General features: G+C 62.9%; 13 protein-coding genes and 2 tRNA genes. 5 read left to right on the top strand and 10 right to left on the bottom strand.

The window, feature by feature from the left end:
* Window positions 1-14: 14 nt before the first annotated feature.
* A complete protein-coding gene (gene rnr, locus AAG793_RS02415; protein WP_341905375.1) occupies window positions 15-2,363 on the bottom strand; it encodes a ribonuclease R in 2,349 nt (782 codons plus the stop codon).
* A gap of 142 nt (window positions 2,364-2,505) precedes the next feature.
* On the opposite strand from rnr, the gene AAG793_RS02410 reads away from it, so the two are divergent.
* A tRNA-Leu gene (locus AAG793_RS02410) sits at window positions 2,506-2,590 on the top strand.
* 117 nt (window positions 2,591-2,707) lie between these two features.
* Here AAG793_RS02410 and rimO read toward each other — a convergent pair.
* From rimO to AAG793_RS02385, 5 genes are all read right to left on the bottom strand, one after another.
* Window positions 2,708-4,117 carry a 30S ribosomal protein S12 methylthiotransferase RimO gene (gene rimO / locus AAG793_RS02405; RefSeq protein WP_341903531.1) on the bottom strand — a complete coding sequence of 470 codons (1,410 nt, stop codon included), beginning with the start codon at window positions 4,115-4,117 and terminating at the stop codon, window positions 2,708-2,710.
* 53 nt (window positions 4,118-4,170) lie between these two features.
* Window positions 4,171-4,662, bottom strand: coding sequence for a polyhydroxyalkanoate synthesis repressor PhaR (gene phaR / locus AAG793_RS02400; protein ID WP_341905372.1), 492 nt, complete (start codon window positions 4,660-4,662; stop codon window positions 4,171-4,173).
* Window positions 4,663-4,944: 282 nt separating this feature from the next.
* Window positions 4,945-5,021, bottom strand: a tRNA-Val gene (locus AAG793_RS02395).
* Between the two features lie 74 nt (window positions 5,022-5,095).
* Window positions 5,096-7,360 carry a bifunctional (p)ppGpp synthetase/guanosine-3',5'-bis(diphosphate) 3'-pyrophosphohydrolase gene (locus tag AAG793_RS02390; protein ID WP_341903528.1) on the bottom strand — a complete coding sequence of 755 codons (2,265 nt, stop codon included), beginning with the start codon at window positions 7,358-7,360 and terminating at the stop codon, window positions 5,096-5,098.
* A 17-nt stretch (window positions 7,361-7,377) separates the two neighbouring features.
* The gene (locus AAG793_RS02385) at window positions 7,378-8,295 is read right to left on the bottom strand and encodes an alpha/beta hydrolase (protein WP_341903525.1); all 918 of its coding nucleotides are present in this window, start codon (window positions 8,293-8,295) and stop codon (window positions 7,378-7,380) included.
* A gap of 127 nt (window positions 8,296-8,422) precedes the next feature.
* On the opposite strand from AAG793_RS02385, the gene AAG793_RS02380 reads away from it, so the two are divergent.
* On the top strand, window positions 8,423-9,205 hold the full coding sequence (locus tag AAG793_RS02380) for a 3-hydroxybutyrate dehydrogenase (protein ID WP_341903521.1): 783 nt from the start codon (window positions 8,423-8,425) through the stop codon (window positions 9,203-9,205).
* A 15-nt stretch (window positions 9,206-9,220) separates the two neighbouring features.
* Here the strand turns inward: AAG793_RS02380 and AAG793_RS02375 are convergent, their stop codons facing one another.
* From AAG793_RS02375 to AAG793_RS02365, 3 genes are all read right to left on the bottom strand, one after another.
* A complete protein-coding gene (locus AAG793_RS02375) occupies window positions 9,221-10,324 on the bottom strand; it encodes an NAD(P)/FAD-dependent oxidoreductase (RefSeq protein WP_341903519.1) in 1,104 nt (367 codons plus the stop codon).
* Window positions 10,324-11,370 (bottom strand): histone deacetylase family protein, encoded by a 1,047-nt coding sequence (locus AAG793_RS02370; RefSeq protein ID WP_341903516.1) that lies wholly within the window; start codon window positions 11,368-11,370, stop codon window positions 10,324-10,326. Before AAG793_RS02370 ends, AAG793_RS02375 begins: the two co-directional genes overlap by 1 nt.
* 83 nt (window positions 11,371-11,453) lie before the next feature.
* Window positions 11,454-12,302, bottom strand: coding sequence for an N-formylglutamate amidohydrolase (locus AAG793_RS02365; RefSeq protein WP_341903513.1), 849 nt, complete (start codon window positions 12,300-12,302; stop codon window positions 11,454-11,456).
* A 258-nt stretch (window positions 12,303-12,560) separates the two neighbouring features.
* Here AAG793_RS02365 and AAG793_RS02360 point away from each other — a divergent pair, with 258 nt between their 5' ends.
* Both AAG793_RS02360 and AAG793_RS02355 read left to right on the top strand, forming a co-directional pair.
* Window positions 12,561-13,187: an outer membrane beta-barrel protein gene (locus AAG793_RS02360; protein ID WP_341903510.1), complete on the top strand. Its 627-nt coding sequence runs from the start codon at window positions 12,561-12,563 to the stop codon at window positions 13,185-13,187.
* A 184-nt stretch (window positions 13,188-13,371) separates the two neighbouring features.
* Window positions 13,372-13,812, top strand: coding sequence for a multidrug/biocide efflux PACE transporter (locus AAG793_RS02355; RefSeq protein ID WP_341903507.1), 441 nt, complete (start codon window positions 13,372-13,374; stop codon window positions 13,810-13,812).
* A 42-nt stretch (window positions 13,813-13,854) separates the two neighbouring features.
* Here the strand turns inward: AAG793_RS02355 and AAG793_RS02350 are convergent, their stop codons facing one another.
* Window positions 13,855-14,568: an SIMPL domain-containing protein gene (locus AAG793_RS02350; RefSeq protein WP_341903504.1), complete on the bottom strand. Its 714-nt coding sequence runs from the start codon at window positions 14,566-14,568 to the stop codon at window positions 13,855-13,857.
* Between the two features lie 398 nt (window positions 14,569-14,966).
* Between AAG793_RS02350 and ompR the strand changes: the two genes are divergently transcribed.
* The gene (gene ompR / locus AAG793_RS02345; RefSeq protein WP_341903501.1) at window positions 14,967-15,704 is read left to right on the top strand and encodes a two-component system response regulator OmpR; all 738 of its coding nucleotides are present in this window, start codon (window positions 14,967-14,969) and stop codon (window positions 15,702-15,704) included.
* Window positions 15,705-15,830 lie beyond the last annotated feature (126 nt).

The raw sequence follows: 15,830 nt of genomic DNA, 5'->3' as shown, positions 1-15,830 counted from the left end.
TCGGTTCCTGCAGTTCAGCGGCGCGGCTTCTTGCCCTGCTTGCGACCCGGATTACCAGCTGCCTTCTTGACAGCCGCTTTCAGCGCCTGGATCGGTGATTTGGCGGTGCGCTCACTGCTGCCACGTCCTGAAGCCGCGCTGCTGCCGGATCCGCCCGTACGGGATGTCGACCGCGACTCTCCGCGGCCAGACGATGCCTTGCCGCCGCTCTTGCCGCCGCCTTTGGTGCCTGCAGCGGTACGTCCACCACCGGCATGGCGGGACGAACCGCGATCCTGCCCGGTCGGCTCATCGCCGTGCCCGCCAGCCTTGTCCTTCATGGCACGGGCCACCAGTTCCTGCCCCTCATTGACGAGGCGGAAATCAATCTTGCGCCCGTCCAGGTCCACCCGGCTGACTTGCACCCGAACCCGCGTCCCAATGGCATAGCGGATGCCGGTGCGCTCACCGCGGAGCTCCTGGCGTGCCTCATCAAAGCGGAAGTACTCGCCGCCGAGCTCCGTGATGTGAACCAGCCCCTCAACATACATCGCGTCCAGGGTGACGAAAATCCCGAAGCCGGTGGCTGCCGTGACAACACCACCAAACTCCTCGCCGAGGTGGCCGCGCATGTACTTGCACTTCAGCCAGGCTTCCACATCACGGCTGGCCTCGTCAGCCCGGCGCTCATTGGCGCTGCAATGCAGGCCGGCGGCCTGCCAGGCCAACTCGTCGGCGCTGGCCTTGCGGGGTTTCTGGGTCGGCTCCTTGACGCGCGAGGCCAGGCGCTTGGACAACTTGGCTTCGGCTTCGCCCGGCGTAGGCAGGGTCGGGAGCTGGTACTTGGCCTTGTTGAGCACCGCCTTGATGACCCGGTGCACCAGCAAGTCCGGGTAGCGGCGGATCGGGCTGGTGAAGTGGGTGTAAGCCTCGTAAGCCAAACCAAAGTGGCCACTGTTGATCGGCGTATAGATGGCCTGCTGCATCGAGCGCAGCAGCATCGAATGGATCTGCTGCGCGTCCGGCCGGTCCTTGGTGGCCATGGCGATCTGCTGGAACTCGCCCGGTGCCGGGTCGTCGCTGATGGTCATGCCGATGCCAGCCGCCTTCAGATAGTTGCGCAGCATGTCCTTCTTCTCAGGCGTTGGGCCTTCGTGCACGCGGTAAAGACCCACATGCTTGCTCTCGGCAATAAAATCAGCCGAGCAGACGTTGGCAGCCAGCATGGCCTCTTCGATCAGGCGGTGAGCGACGTTACGCGTGCGCGGCACGATCTTCTCGATGCGCCCGGCTTCGTCGCAGACGATCTGCGTCTCGGTGGTTTCAAAATCCACCGCACCGCGCACGCTGCGCTCCTTGAGCAGCGCCTGATACACATCGTGCAGGTTCAGCAGGTGCGGCACCAGCGTCTTGCGCTGCGCAGCTTCAGGGCCGCGCGTGTTGGCCAGAATCGCCGCCACTTCGGTGTAGGTGAAGCGTGCCTGGCTGAACATCACGGCCGGGTAAAACTGGTAGGCGTGAACCTCGCCCTTGGCATTGACCAGCATGTCGCACACCATGCACAGACGCTCGACATTCGGGTTCAGCGAGCACAGGCCGTTGGAGAGCTTTTCCGGCAGCATGGGAATGACGCGGCGCGGAAAGTACACGCTGGTGGCGCGGTCGTAAGCATCAATGTCGATGGCGCTGCCGGTCTCCACATAGTGGCTCACGTCGGCAATCGCCACCAGCAGGCGCCAGCCTTTGCCACGGCCGACCTTGGCCGGTTCACAGTACACGGCGTCGTCAAAATCGCGGGCATCTTCGCCGTCGATGGTCACCAGCGGCACATCGGTCAGATCGACCCGGTGCTGTTTGTCTGCAGGTCGCACGGCATCCGGCAAGGCCCGCGCCAGGGCGAGGGCTTCGTCGCTGAACTCGTGCGGCACACCGTATTTGCGCACCGCAATTTCGATCTCCATGCCTGGGTCATCAATCTCGCCCAGCACCTCGACCACACGGCCGACTGGCTGGCCAAAGAGCGCGGGCGGCTCTGTCAGTTGGACCACCACCACCTGCCCGACCTTGGCCGTGCCTGTAGCGCCCTTGGGGATGAGCACGTCCTGGCCGTAACGCTTGTCTTCCGGTGCAACCAGCCAGACGCCGCTTTCCTGCAGCAGACGGCCGATGATGGGGTTGGACGACCGTTCAATGATCTCGGTAACGCGCCCTTCGGGGCGGTTTTTGCGGTCGTGGCGGACGATGCGGGCCTTGACGCGGTCCTTGTGCAGCACTGCGCGCATTTCATTGGGCGGCAGGTAAATATCCGCTTCGCCGTCGTCGCGCAACACAAAGCCGTGGCCGTCGCGGTGGCCGGAAACCGTGCCCTCAAATTCGGCAAGCAGTCCGGACGAGGCGCCGGCGTGGGAATGGGTGGTTTTGATAGGAAATCTCTCAGGGTTGGAGACAGCGCTTTTGAGTATGCAACTGAAAATTTCAGCCGGGCTGTCTGGAAAATCGTTGAACTAATGGTACACTGCTAGCTGTGCCCGGGTGGCGGAATTGGTAGACGCGCACGGTTCAGGTCCGTGTATCGCAAGATGTGGAGATTCGAGTTCTCTCCCGGGCACCAAATTTACCCAGACAGCAATTCCAGCAAGTACGTTGGCGTTGAGGTCAAACAAAGACAAAGCCACTGTTCGCAGTGGCTTTTTTGTTGCCTGTGCGGGTTTCGAAACGGGTTCTACAATCAAAAAGGCAGGGCAATCAGGTCGTGGCCCTGGGTGCCCACAATGCGCGCCCGCGTGAACTCGCCCACCTTCAGCGTCTTGCTGATTTTTTTGGGTGGCAGCAGCTTCACCACGCCGTCAATTTCGGGCGCATCCGCGTAAGACCGCCCGGTGCCGCCCTTGCGGCCCAGTGCAGGCGCCGAATCCACCAGCACCTGCATGGTGGCGCCGATGCGCTGCTGCAGCTTCTGGCTGGACACGGCCTCGGCCACCGCCATGAAACGGACACGCCGCTCTTCACGGACTTCCGTCGGCAGCATGCCGGGAATGTCGTTGGCCGCAGCGCCCTCTACCGGGCTGTAGGCAAAGCAGCCGGCCCGGTCAATCTGCGCTTCCTGCATGAACTGGAGCAAGTGCTCGAACTCGGCCTCCGTCTCACCCGGAAAACCGGCGATGAAGGTGCTGCGAATCACGATTTCGGGGCAGATCTCGCGCCAGCGCGCAATCCGCTCCAGGTTTTTCTCGCCGCTGGCCGGCCGCTTCATGCGCTTGAGCACATCCGGGTGGCTGTGCTGCAGAGGCACATCCAGATAAGGCAACACCTTACCGGTGGCCATGAGGGGCAAGACGTCGTCGACGCTGGGATACGGGTACACGTAGTGCAGACGCACCCAGGCGCCGTAGGGCTCGGCAATCTCGCCAAGGGCCTGCACCAGATCAAGCATGCGCGTCTTGACCGGCTTGCCGTCCCAGAAACCCATGCGGTATTTGACGTCTACGCCGTAGGCCGAGGTGTCCTGGCTGATCACCAGCAGTTCCTTCACGCCGCCTTCAAACAGGGCGCGCGCTTCATTGAGCACATCGCCAATCGGGCGCGACACCAGATCGCCGCGCATCGACGGAATGATGCAGAAGGTGCAACGGTGGTTGCAGCCTTCGCTGATCTTCAGATAGGCGTAGTGACGCGGCGTGAGCTTGATGCCCGCGATGCCAAATGAGTTGGGCACCAGATCGACAAACGGATCGTGCGGTTTGGGCAGATTCAGATGGACCGCGTCCATCACTTCCTGCGTCGCATGCGGGCCGGTGACGGCCAGCACGCTCGGGTGCATCTGACGCACCAGGTTGCCGCCGCCCTCACCCGCCTTGGCCCCAAGACAACCTGTGACGATGACCCGGCCGTTTTCCGCCAGCGCCTCGCCAATGGTGTCCAGGCTTTCCTTCACGGCGTCATCAATGAAGCCGCAGGTGTTGACGATGACGAGGTCTGCACCCTCGAAAGTTTTGGAGGTCTGGTAACCCTCGGCGCTCAATTGCGTGAGGATCAGTTCGGAATCGGTCAGGGCCTTCGGACAGCCGAGGCTGACAAAGCCAACACGCGGAGCCGGTTTGGCAGGCGATGAACTCGCGGGGGAAATAACTTCACTCATTCAGGGATTGTCTCAGAGCAGCACACGCCAACGCGGGCTGGAAGGTAGGCCATTCAGCGCTTGAGTCCGAAAGCCGAGAGCATCTGCTCGCTCTGCTTTTGCATCTGCTCCTGCATCTGCGTGAACACACTCTTGGACTGCTCTACGTAGGTGCCCATCAGGCCCTGCATCATCGGCGACTGGGCGTTCATGAACTGCGCCCATTTCTCGGGGCTCAGGCCCTTCGATTGCTCGGCCATCTTGACCTGCAAGTCCATGAAGCTCTGGACGTTTTTCTCCAGGTACGCGCCCATGAAACCCTGCATGGCGTTGCCGTAAAAACGGATGATGTTGCCAAGCACCGCCTCGGTGAACATCGGCGCACCGCCGGTTTCTTCTTCGAGAATGATTTGCAGCAGGATGCTGCGCGTCAGGTCTTCGTTGGTCTTGGCATCGCGCACGACGAAGTCGGCGGTGTCCATCACCAGCTGGCGCACATCGGCCAGCGTGATGTAGGCCGAGGTTTCGGTGTCATACAGGCGCCGGTTCGGGTATTTCTTGATCACACGGGATGCTGCCGTTTTGCCAGGCGACGCGGCATCCGGGGCTGGTGCAGCCTGCTCGTTCGCGGCTGAATGGCCAGCCTTGGTACCGGTGGATTTGCTTTTTGGCACTGAATGCTCCTGTGAATGACAGCTCGGCTGACGCGCGACCAGCATGGATCACGCCGGTGTCAAAGCTTAGGGCATTCTAGAAATTATGTAAGGACCAACCCCCTTGGTTTTCCCTGTGCATGCTGAAGGCACCGTGGCGGTGCATTGCAAAATCAGGAAACCGTTTGGGGAATTTGGTAGGCGCGATTGGACTCGAACCAACGACCCCCACCATGTCAAGGTGGTGCTCTAACCAGCTGAGCTACGCGCCTAAGGACTGTTCGAAGCTGAAATTATAGCAGACAGTCTGCCGCATTCTTTGCACCGCTGTGGCCGGCACCTTCGCTTATCGCCGGCGGGCGGAGCGCACACCGGGCACTTCAGCCACGATGCCCAGTACCTGGTTCAGTCGGCCAGACTGCGCGACCTCGACAGTGAACGTCATCCACGCCGTGCCGCCGCGGCTGTCCTTGACCGACTGCGTCTGCACGCCAATCACATTCATTTTTTCCTTGGCAAACACCTCAGAGATGTCGCGCAGCAGACCTTGCCGGTCGGCGGCCTCCACCGACACGTCCACGGGGTACACCGCACCATCGACCGACTTGGGCGAGTTCCATTGCACCTCGATCACCCGGTCAGGGCTGCCGGCGGCCATGTTGCGGAAATTGCTGCAGTCGCTGCGGTGGATGCTCACGCCTTTGCCCTTGGTGACGAAGCCGCAAATCACATCAGGCGGCGCGGGCTTGCAGCACTTGGCCAGTTGCGTCAGCAGCGATCCCATGCCGACCACCAGTACGCCGCCGCCCTTGGCATTCTGGCTCGCTGGCCGCGCCTTTTTGGCCGGCACATAGTCGTCCTGCGATGGTGGGGGCTCCTGGGGCCGGAGCATGTTCTCGATGGTTTTGAGCGACAGCTCGTCCTTGCCCACCACTTCGAACAAATCGTCTGCCGCCTTGAAGCCGAGCTGGATCGCCAGATCGTCGAGCTTCATCGCGGTTTTGCCTTCGCGCTGCAGCAGTTTCTCCACCGCCTCGCGGCCCTTGGCCACGGTCTGCTCCATCACCTGCGCGTTGAACCAGGCGCGCACCTTGGCCTTGGCGCGGTGGCTCGCGAGAAAGCCCAGTTCGGGGTTGAGCCAGTCCCGCGAGGGTCCGCCCTCCTTCACAGTGATCACCTCCACCGTCTGCCCGTTCTGCAGCGGCGTGTTGAGCGGCACCATCGCGCCGTCCACCCGCGCGCCACGGCAGCGATGGCCCAGGCTGGTGTGCACGCTGTAGGCAAAGTCCACGGTCGTCGCGCCCTGTGGCAACTCGACAATGGCGGCTTCGGGCGTCAGCACGTAAATGCGGTCTTCAAACAGGCCCTGCTTGGCATCCCGCGCACGCTGGGCGGCCGGGGCCGACAGGTCGCGCTCCCAGGCCAGCAGTTGCCGCAGCACGGCAATCTTGGCGTCGTATTCGCTGCTGGCCGAGACACCGCCGTAGCCCTTGGCACCTGCTTCCTTGTAGGCCCAGTGCGCTGCCACGCCATGCTCGGCGTGGTCGTGCATGGCCTGCGTACGCACCTGAATTTCCACCGCCCGCCCGGCCTCATCGCGCACCACGGTGTGCAGCGACTGGTAGCCGTTGGACTTGGGCTTGGCGATGTAGTCGTCGAACTCGCCGTCCACCGGTGTGAAGCGGGAATGGACAAAGCCCAGCGCGGCGTAGCAGCCTTTCACATCGGCCGTGATCACGCGCAGCGCCCGGATGTCAAACACCTGGTCAAAGTCCAGTGACTTGCCGCGCATTTTCTTCACGATGCTGTAGATGTGCTTGGGCCGGCCCTGCACCAGCGCGGCAATGCCGTTCTGGTTCAGCTCGCGCTCCAGCTGGGCACGCAGCGCCTCCATGAAACCTTCGCGCTCGACACGCTTCTCGTCGAGCAGCTTCGCGGTCTGTTTGTAGGTGTCGGGCTCCAGAAAACGGAAGGCCAGATCTTCCACTTCCCACTTGATCTGCCAGATGCCCAGCCTGTTGGCCAGCGGCGCAAACACATGCAGCGATTCGTGGGCCACCGACAGCGGCGCCGTCTGGCGAGTGGCCGCGTAGTAGCGCAGCGTCTGCAGGCGTGACGCCAGGCGCAGCATGACGACCCGCAAATCACGCGAGAAGGCCAGCAGCATCTTGCGCACGGTCTCGGTCTGCGCGGCGGGGTCGTCCAGCAACTGGGCCTTGGCCCCGGCGGTACGCGCCTGACGCTGCACCTGCACCAGCTTGGTGGTTTCCATCGCCAAGGCGGCGTAGTTGGCGCCAAAGGCCTTGGTGATCACCTCCTGCGGCTTGTTGAGGTGCGCGCAGGCATAGACCAGATAGGTCGCCGCCTGCATCGCTTCCGAGCCCCCAATGGCCTTGAGGGTTGCTGCCACGGCGTCGGCATGCTCGAGAATGTTTTCGCCGGTGTCCAACGTCTCGCCGCCGATCAAGGGTTCGGCAAAAGCCCGGGCCCGCGCCAGCGCGTGGGGCTGGTCAGGCAGGCTGTCGGCCGTGGCCGTGACGATGGAGGCATTCAGCCCCGCTGAACCACTGATACCGCCGGCGCCACCTGGCCCCAGCACATTGCTTTTCATGACAACTCAATCCAAAACTAGTTCAGCAAAAACCCGGTGACTGCGGCCAGCTGGTCGCTGGGGATCAGCGTTGGCGCATGGCCCACGCCGGCAAACTCCACCAGACGGGCACGCGGGCCGCGCTGGGTCATGGCCTGGGCCGTCTCATGGCTGAGCAGGTCAGAGAGCTGTCCGCGCACCAGCAGGGTCTGTGCCGTGACGTTGTCATAGAGCTGCCAGAGGCTGGCTTCCCCTTTGGCGGCCGAGGCCTCATTGGCCTGCGCAAACGGCACGGCAATGGCAGGGTCGTAATGCAGGCGCCACTGGCCCGGCGCCCCCTCGACCGACCTAACCATCGGTTGCGACAGCGCCAACCATTGCTCAGGCGTATGGGGGCCGAACCCGGTCGAGATGGCCCACATCGCGTCAGCTGCCTGCTGCACCGACCCAAAGTGCCCGGCCTTGCCCAGGTAGGTGCCAATGCGCACCAGCGCCTGCCACTGGATCACTGGACCCACGTCGTTGAGCACCAGGCGTCGCACAGGCACGGGCAGCGGCAAACCGGGGTGTCCGCAAACGGCCAGACCAATCAAACCACCCATGCTGGTACCGACCCAATCCAGTTCGCCGATGGGCGCAGCCTGGTTCAGCTGGGCGAGCAAGGCCACCATGTCGCCGGCGTAGGTCGGTATCTGGTAGCCCATCGGGTCCTTGAGCCAGTCGCTCTCGCCGCGTCCCACCACATCGGGGCAGACCACGCGAATGCCGCCGGGGCGTGATGCCGCCTGGTCGCACAAAGCCCGGGCGAGTACGTCGAAGTCGCGGCCCTGTCGCGACAGACCGTGCACACACACCACCACATGCACAGACTGCGGGTTGCCCCATTGCCAATAGGCCATGCAGTGGCCGCCGTTCGCATCAGGGCAGCTTACGTAGTTCAGCGTAGGTTCGGTCATCGTCAGGTGGGCCGCCGGTGCGGGCGGGATAATGAAAAAAGAAAATATCAGGGTATGGGTGGCGCGGCTTTGTCAGCCTCGCCGCCGGTGCCCGGTTCGTCCATCGTAAATCATACGGAGACTCATCATGCTCAAAGGCAAAACAGCACTCGTCACAGGTTCCACCAGCGGTATCGGCCTGGGCATTGCCAAGGCGCTCGCGGCGCAGGGCGCAAACATTGTGCTCAACGGTTTTGGCGACGTGGAAGGCCCCAAGGCCGAAATCACGGCGATGGGCGTGAAGGTGGCCTACCACGGCGCTGACATGAGCAAGCCCGGTGAGATTGAGGACATGATGAAATTCGCCGCCGCCCAGTTCGGGCGCGTGGACATTCTGGTCAACAACGCCGGCATCCAGCACGTGGCCCGTATTGAGAATTTTCCGGTCGAAAAGTGGGACGCGGTGATTGCCATCAACCTGAGCAGCGCCTTCCACGCCACGCGCCTCGCATTGCCGGCCATGCTTGCGGCGGACGGCGGCAAGGGCTGGGGCCGCATCATCAACATTGCCTCGGCCCATGGCCTGGTCGGTTCGCCGGAAAAGTCAGCTTATGTGGCGGCCAAACACGGCATCGTGGGCCTGACCAAGGTCACTGCACTGGAAAACGCCACCACCGGCGTCACCTGCAATGCGATTTGCCCCGGCTGGGTGCTGACACCACTGGTGCAAAAGCAGGTGGATGCACGTGCTGCGGCAGGCGGTATTTCCAACGAAGCGGCCAAGCAGCAACTGCTGGGAGAGAAAGAGCCCTCGATGCAGTTCACCACGCCGGAAGAGCTGGGCGCACTGGCCGTTTTCTTCTGCTCGGAGGCCGGCAACAACGTGCGCGGCGTGGCGTGGAACATGGACGGCGGCTGGGTCGCCCAGTAAGTCCCCGCCCAACTTTCAAGTTGACGCCAGCATCCGGCTGACGTACTGCCCGATGGCCAGTGAACTGGTGAGGCCGGGCGACTCCACGCCAAACAGGTTGACAAGGCCAGGCACGCCATGCATCGCAGGGCCCTGGATCAGAAAGTCGCAGGCCGGCTCGCCGGGCGCCTGCAGCTTGGGCCGGATGCCTGCGTATCCTGGCAGCAGTGCGCCGTCGGGCAAACCGGGCCAGTACTTGCGCACCTCGGCATAAAACGCGTCGCCGCGCGCGGGGTTCACCACCAGATCGTCCGGTGACGCCACCCATTCCACATCCGGGCCAAACTTGGCCTGACCACCCAGATCAATCGTCAGGTGAACGCCCAGCCCTGCAGCCTCGGGCACTGGATAGATCAGCCGGCTGAAAGGCGAGCGGCCCGCCAGTGCGAAGTAGTTCCCTTTGGCAAAGTAGCTGGGCGGCACATGCGCCGCGTCCAGCCCGACAAAGCGTTGCGCCAATGCCTGCGCCCTCAGCCCTGCCGCGTTGACAACGGTGCGGGCGGCGAGTTCGGTGCCGTCTTCGGCGATCAGCGTGATGGTGTCCGCGCCGCACACGGCTTGCCGCAAAGGCGAGTTCAGCACCACCATGCCGCCTGCATTTTCCAGATCGCCCTGAAGCGCCAGCATCAGCGCATGGCTGTCCACAATGCCGGTGCTTGGGGAATGAACCGCGGCCACACAAGCAAGGTTCGGCTCCATCGCCCGCGCCTGCTCCGCTGAGAGCAGCACCAGATCAGGCACGCCATTGGCTGCGGCCTTGACCACGATGCCCTGCAACTGCGCCACCTGCGCTTCGCTGGTGGCCACAATCAGTTTGCCGCAGCGCCGGTAGCCCACGCCGCGTGCTTCGCAGTAGTCGTAGAGCAGGGCCTTGCCTTCGACGCATAACGTGGCCTTCAGCGAACCCTGCGGGTAGTAGATGCCGGCGTGGATGACTTCGCTGTTGCGCGAACTGGTACCGGTACCAATCGCGTCTGCCGCCTCCAGCACCATCACCTCGCGGCCCTGCAGCGCCAGCGCCCGTGCCACCGCGAGCCCCACCACACCCGCACCCACCACCACGCAATCGATCTGGTCCATCAGCAGCCCTCGAAGCCTTCAATCACATTCACGGCGTTGGTGCCCAGCTCGGCAGCGGCATAACCCCCCTCGAGCACGAACACCGTCGGCAAACCCAGTTGACCGATACGCTCACCCAGACGACTGAAGTCACTGGCCAGCAGGGCAAATTTCGAGATCGGGTCTTCGGCAAAGGTATCCAGCCCCAGCGACACCACCAGGGCATCGCCGCCGTAGCCCGCGATGCGTTGGCAAGCCACTTCCAGCGCCTCAAACCACTGGGCAGCCGTGCAGCCCGCCGCCAGCGGCAGGTTCAGGTTGAAGCCTGCCCCCTCCCCTTCACCGGTCTCGTCGGCGTGGCCGAGATAGAACGGGTACTCGGTCAGCGGGTCGCCGTGAAGGCTCACAAACAGCACATCGGCGCGGTCGTAAAAAATGCTCTGCGTGCCGTTGCCGTGGTGGTAGTCCACGTCCAGCACCGCCACCCGCTTCGCGCCGGCGTTACGCAAGGTTTGGGCCGCCACTGCGGCGTTGTTCAGAAAGCAGTAGCCGCCCATGAAGTCGGCCCCCGCATGGTGCCCCGGCGGGCGGGTGCAACTGAAGACGCCTCGCACGCCAGCGGTGCCGGCAGACAACACCGCTGCAGCACTTGCCGCCGCATCCGCACCGGCCTTGGCCACAGCCCAGCTGCCAGCAGACATCGGCGTGCCGTTATCCATCGAATACAGGCCGAGCTGCGCGATGAAGTTGACTGGCTCCACATCGCTGCGCAGCGTGCGCACCGGCCAGACCGAGGGGAAAGGCTGGCGCGACTCATTGCCGGCCTCCAGCGCCAACCAGCGGGGCCAGGCATGCTCCAGAAAGTGCAGGTAACGGGCTGAATGAATCTGCCCCAGCAAGGCGCGACTGTCGACATCCGGTGCACGCAAGGCATGGCCACGGGCCAACAGGCTGGCCTTCACGTGTTCGGCGCGGGCCGGTGTTTCGAAACAAGGCACACGCTCGCCGCGGTAGAACTCGTGTTGCGGTGCGTGTGCCGGATGTTGGTCGTTGAAGAAAGTGATCATGGGCAGCCAGACAGGACAGGGTTACAGAATTATCTCCATGCGCCGGCACCCGCAAGGAGCGCCGCGCGTGCCCGGGCGCAGGCTTACAACTGACGTGGATCGGTCGCCAGCAACAGCTCCACCAGCGACCGAAGCGCGGCTTTGAGCGCGGGCGCCTCAGGCGTCATCTCCAGCGTACGCTCGTTCATGTAAAGCTTGCGGTTGATCTCCAGCTGGATGCTGTGCCGATGGCGGGTTGGGTCACCGTAGCGGCGTACCAGTTCTACCCCTTTGTAGGGATGGTTGTATGACACGCTGTAACCCTGTGCCGTCAGATGCGCACACACCAGCTGCGACAGCGCCGGGCTGGCCGTGGTGCCCTCTCGGTCGCCGACAACAAAATCGGCGTGCGCCTCCCCCGGGAATTCGGTGGCGTGGCTGGACGCCACGGCAGGCATCGAATGGCAATTGATGTGGATGTTGTAGCCGCGCAGCGCATGCGCCGCCTCAATGGCCTGCGACACCGCAAGATGGTAGGGCTGCCAGCACCGCGCAATGCGTGCCTCGACCTCTGTCACGCTGAGCTGGCGCGTGTAGATGGGAATGCCGTCGTCGGTGGTGCGCCAGATCAGCCCCTTGCCCAGACGCACCTTGGAGAGCACCTTTGGGTCGGTTTCCACAGGCCCTGTCCAGGGCCCGTCGAGCAGGGACACATCGACCTCGGTGACGTTCCGGTTGGCATCCAGATAGCTGCGCGGAAACAGCGCCTCCACCCAGTGCACGCCAAGGGCTGGTGCAAAGTCATACAACTTCTCGACATGGGTGTCTTCTGCGGTGCGGAGCGCCGCGAGATCGCAGGCATAGGCAAAGTCTGCCGGATAGACCGTGCCGCTGTGCGGCGAATCGAGTACCACCGCAGTGGAGCCAGGCAAATGACGTAAAGGCAGATTCATGGGGTGATTGTCGCCCGCGAAGTCGCCCTCGAAAAGTGGCACACCGCACGGCACTCAGGCACGCAATCTACTCCCTTCGCGCAGGCATCGCCCCAGAGTAAGGTCTCATTCTTTAGCAAAGCTTTACAGGCTTAAGGGATGTCCTACAAAAATGCGTCGGCGGTGACTACAGCGAGTGGACGGAGTGCCACCTACAGTCCATTCATCTGTAAACACGTGCAGCGCCCGCCGTACGCACGATCCAATGAAAGACTCCACATGACACAGCCATCCCGCAAGTTTTCAAAGCGCCTGATCGGCATGACTGCCGCAGCAGCACTGATGGCTTTGGGCGCAGCCACTGCCGTACAGGCACAGACGACCACCCGCCTCGGCTCTGACTACAGCCTCTATGGACCAGGCTCCAGCTATGTCGGCCTCAATGCCGGCCAGTCCAACTTCTCGGTAGGCGGCGGCACAGGCGTGTTCTCGTCGGAGAAAAAAGACCGTGCCATCGGCGTGACCGCCGGCAGCTATTTCAACAACAACTTTGGCGCCGAGCTGGGCTACACCGATTTCGGCAGCATCTCGCGCGGCGGTGGCAACACCAAGGCACAGGGCATCAACTTCAGCCTGATCGGTCGCCTGCCAGTGGCGACTTCATTCAATCTGCTGGGCAAGGTCGGCGCCACCTATGGCCGTACCAGCGTGTCGTCGGCACCAGGTTCCGGCATCACGGCGGGCAATGAAAGCGGCTTCGGGCTGTCTTACGGCATCGGCGCTGAATACCTGTTCACGCCTGCCTTGTCGGCCGTGCTCCAGTACGACAACCACGACCTGAAGTTCGCAGGCGGTGGCCGTGACCGCGTCAGCGCCACCACACTGGGTCTGCGCTACCGCTTCTGATCGGGCTGACGCCTGACCTTCCGGGCGCGGGCAAAGCGCACGGGAGTCCAGGTGATTGACCGGGCTGGGCCCGCCATGAATCAACGCATGGCGGGCCCAGCGCGTTTCTGGGGGCCTGAACGGCTGAAGGTACGATAAGGGTGACGTCGCCTGACGTTGCAATGCCCCGATGCCTTGATTCGCCATGACTGCCGCCACAACCGCTCCCAAGACCACCTCCGAACGCTTCCTGCACGCGCTGGCCTTTGAAGTGCTGGCGATTGCAATTTGCGCGCCACTCGGCGCCTTGCTGATCGACCGCCCCGTCGTGGACATGGGCCTGCTCACGCTGGCGATCTCGCTGATCGCCATGGGCTGGAACATGGTGTTCAACATTCTTTTCGACCGTGCCGAACGGGCCTGGCACTTCAGGCGAAACTTCGGCGCGCGCGTTGCTCATGCCGGGCTGTTCGAGCTGGGCCTGGTGCTGCTGACGGTGCCGCTGATTGCCTGGTGGCTGGACATGGGCCTGTGGCAAGCCCTGCTGCTGGACCTGGGGCTGGTGCTGTTCTTCGTGCCCTACACCATGGCTTTCAACTGGGTGTACGACTGGCTGCGGCCCCGGTTTTTGCAACTACGGGCCTGAGCCGCTCTGGAGCTGCTCAGCACTCAAGAAGCCCGCCCACGGCTACTTCATCTGGACCGATCCGGACACGGTGACCAACACCGTGCTTTTGCCCGCTTCGACCGGCGGCGCCATGTCCGACATTTCTGACTTGGCCTGCATCGCCATCACCCGCAGCCGTGGCGTGTAGCCCTGGTCATTGGCAGCCACCGACACCTCGCGCAGCGTGTAGCCGCCAAAGCCGAAGCCGCGGGCAATCTCGGTGGCTTTGAGCTTGAAGCGTTCGATGGCCTGTGCTTGCGCATCGGCCTCGACCCGGGCGCGCTGCTCTCGGCTGAGAGCGAAACCCACATTGGCAATCGAGAGCGTCTGGATTTTTCCTGCCGTGCCGGTGATGCGCGGAAAGTCCTTGCCCTCCAGCACCAGTTCGGCACTACCCTGCCAGCCATTGATCTTGCCGTCCTTGCCATAGCGCGGGTACAGGCTGAAATTGCCGGTGCGCACATCCATCTGGCCCGGCGATGCGGCCTGTCTGGCCAGTTGCAATGCGGCGTCCAGCGCCTGCTTGAGCTGCAGTTGCACAGCAGCAGCATCCGCTCCGTCGCGGGTGGTGCTCATCGACAAAGTGAGCAGGTCCTGCTGGACTTCGACCGAGCCCGTCGCCGACAGCTGGGCCACATTACGCAGCGGCTCTGCACTCGCGGTCTGCGCGCGAGCCGACATGGAAAAGGCCGCCAGGCACACAGCCCCTGCAGCCATCATTTGTTGAACAGTCATGGAATGCAACCCTTGAAAAAATATGGAAACGGCCATTGTCCGCATGCCGGTCATGGCCTGAAGAGATCACAGTGCACCAGCCGTCAAAGACCGATGCCATCCGCCATCCGTAGTCCGATGAGCTCGCCCTGAAGCAGGGGGCGCAACTCTGCATCACACTCCGCCCGTCTCATCAATAGCGCTAACGCCAAACGGCTGCCGATGCGACGCACTGACGCGCGCACAAAAACACACTTTGATCGCCATTTTTTCACGGCATTGCAAAGCTCTCATGTGCGCTTTCGCACAGGACAGCGCATCGCGGCAAGTTATGTAACAGTATGTCAAAGTGACTGAAAAATGAGACATTTCGCGTTTTCCGCCCTCAAAATGGCTCTGTTACAAATTACCAGATCACCATGACCCAAGCCCAACCCAACGCCCGTGCCGACAAAATCCTGATCCTCGACGACGACGCGCGCATCCGCGACTTGCTGCGCCGCTATCTGTCTCAGGAAGGTTTTGAAGTCATCCTTGCCGAAGACAGCAAGGCGCTGAACCGCATCATGCTGCGCGATGCCGTGGACCTGATCGTGCTGGACCTGATGATGCCCGGTGAAGACGGCCTGTCCATCTGCCGGCGTCTGCGTGCTGCGAACGACCGCACCCCCATCATCATGCTCACCGCCAAGGGCGAAGATGTGGACCGCATCGTGGGTCTGGAAGTCGGCGCTGACGACTACCTCGCCAAGCCCTTCAATCCCCGAGAGTTGCTGGCCCGCATCCATGCGGTGCTGCGTCGCCGCCCCGCAGCCGAGGTGCCGGGTGCACCATCGAGCGATCAGGAAGTGATTACCTTCGGGCCTTTCTCGTTCGACATGGGCCTGCGTACCCTTCACAAGAACGGCGAAGAGCTGCCATTGACCACCGGTGAATTCGCCATGCTCAAGACCCTGGTTCGCCATCCGCGCCAGCCGCTGTCGCGCGAGAAGCTGGCGCAGCTGGCGCGCGGACGCGAGTTCGAGCCTTTTGACCGCAGCCTCGACGTGCAGGTCTCACGCCTGCGCAAGCTGATCGAGGTGGACGCGGCCGTGCCGCGCTACATCCAGACGGTGTGGGGCATTGGCTATGTGTTTGTGCCGGACGGCACCAACTGACACCGGACGCGTTTGACATCCTGCCAACAGCCGTCCTGCGCTGGCAGTTTCAACGGATGTCATCAGGCCGCACACGCGGCCTTCTTCTTCGATTGCATCTTCGAGTGCATCTTCGGGTACAAACCT

Origin of the sequence: Polaromonas sp. YR568 (assembly GCF_943372955.1) — a bacterium.
In the GTDB taxonomy this organism is placed as follows: Bacteria; Pseudomonadota; Gammaproteobacteria; order Burkholderiales; family Burkholderiaceae_C; genus Polaromonas.
This window is presented reverse-complemented; position numbering and strand designations above follow the sequence as displayed.

Bases quoted from the DNA above. Each gene is read 5' to 3' on its own strand.
- AAG793_RS02390 (WP_341903528.1), bottom strand. From the start codon at position 7,360: ATGAAAAGCAATGTGCTGGGGCCAGGTGGCGCCGGCGGTATCAGTGGT.
- AAG793_RS02370 (WP_341903516.1), bottom strand. From the start codon at position 11,370: ATGATCACTTTCTTCAACGACCAACATCCGGCACACGCACCGCAACAC.
- AAG793_RS02375 (WP_341903519.1), bottom strand. From the start codon at position 10,324: ATGGACCAGATCGATTGCGTGGTGGTGGGTGCGGGTGTGGTGGGGCTC.
- AAG793_RS02385 (WP_341903525.1), bottom strand. From the start codon at position 8,295: ATGACCGAACCTACGCTGAACTACGTAAGCTGCCCTGATGCGAACGGC.
- AAG793_RS02355 (WP_341903507.1), top strand. From the start codon at position 13,372: ATGACTGCCGCCACAACCGCTCCCAAGACCACCTCCGAACGCTTCCTG.
- AAG793_RS02350 (WP_341903504.1), bottom strand. From the start codon at position 14,568: ATGACTGTTCAACAAATGATGGCTGCAGGGGCTGTGTGCCTGGCGGCC.
- rimO (WP_341903531.1), bottom strand. From the start codon at position 4,117: ATGAGTGAAGTTATTTCCCCCGCGAGTTCATCGCCTGCCAAACCGGCT.
- ompR (WP_341903501.1), top strand. From the start codon at position 14,967: ATGACCCAAGCCCAACCCAACGCCCGTGCCGACAAAATCCTGATCCTC.
- AAG793_RS02380 (WP_341903521.1), top strand. From the start codon at position 8,423: ATGCTCAAAGGCAAAACAGCACTCGTCACAGGTTCCACCAGCGGTATC.
- AAG793_RS02360 (WP_341903510.1), top strand. From the start codon at position 12,561: ATGACACAGCCATCCCGCAAGTTTTCAAAGCGCCTGATCGGCATGACT.
- AAG793_RS02365 (WP_341903513.1), bottom strand. From the start codon at position 12,302: ATGAATCTGCCTTTACGTCATTTGCCTGGCTCCACTGCGGTGGTACTC.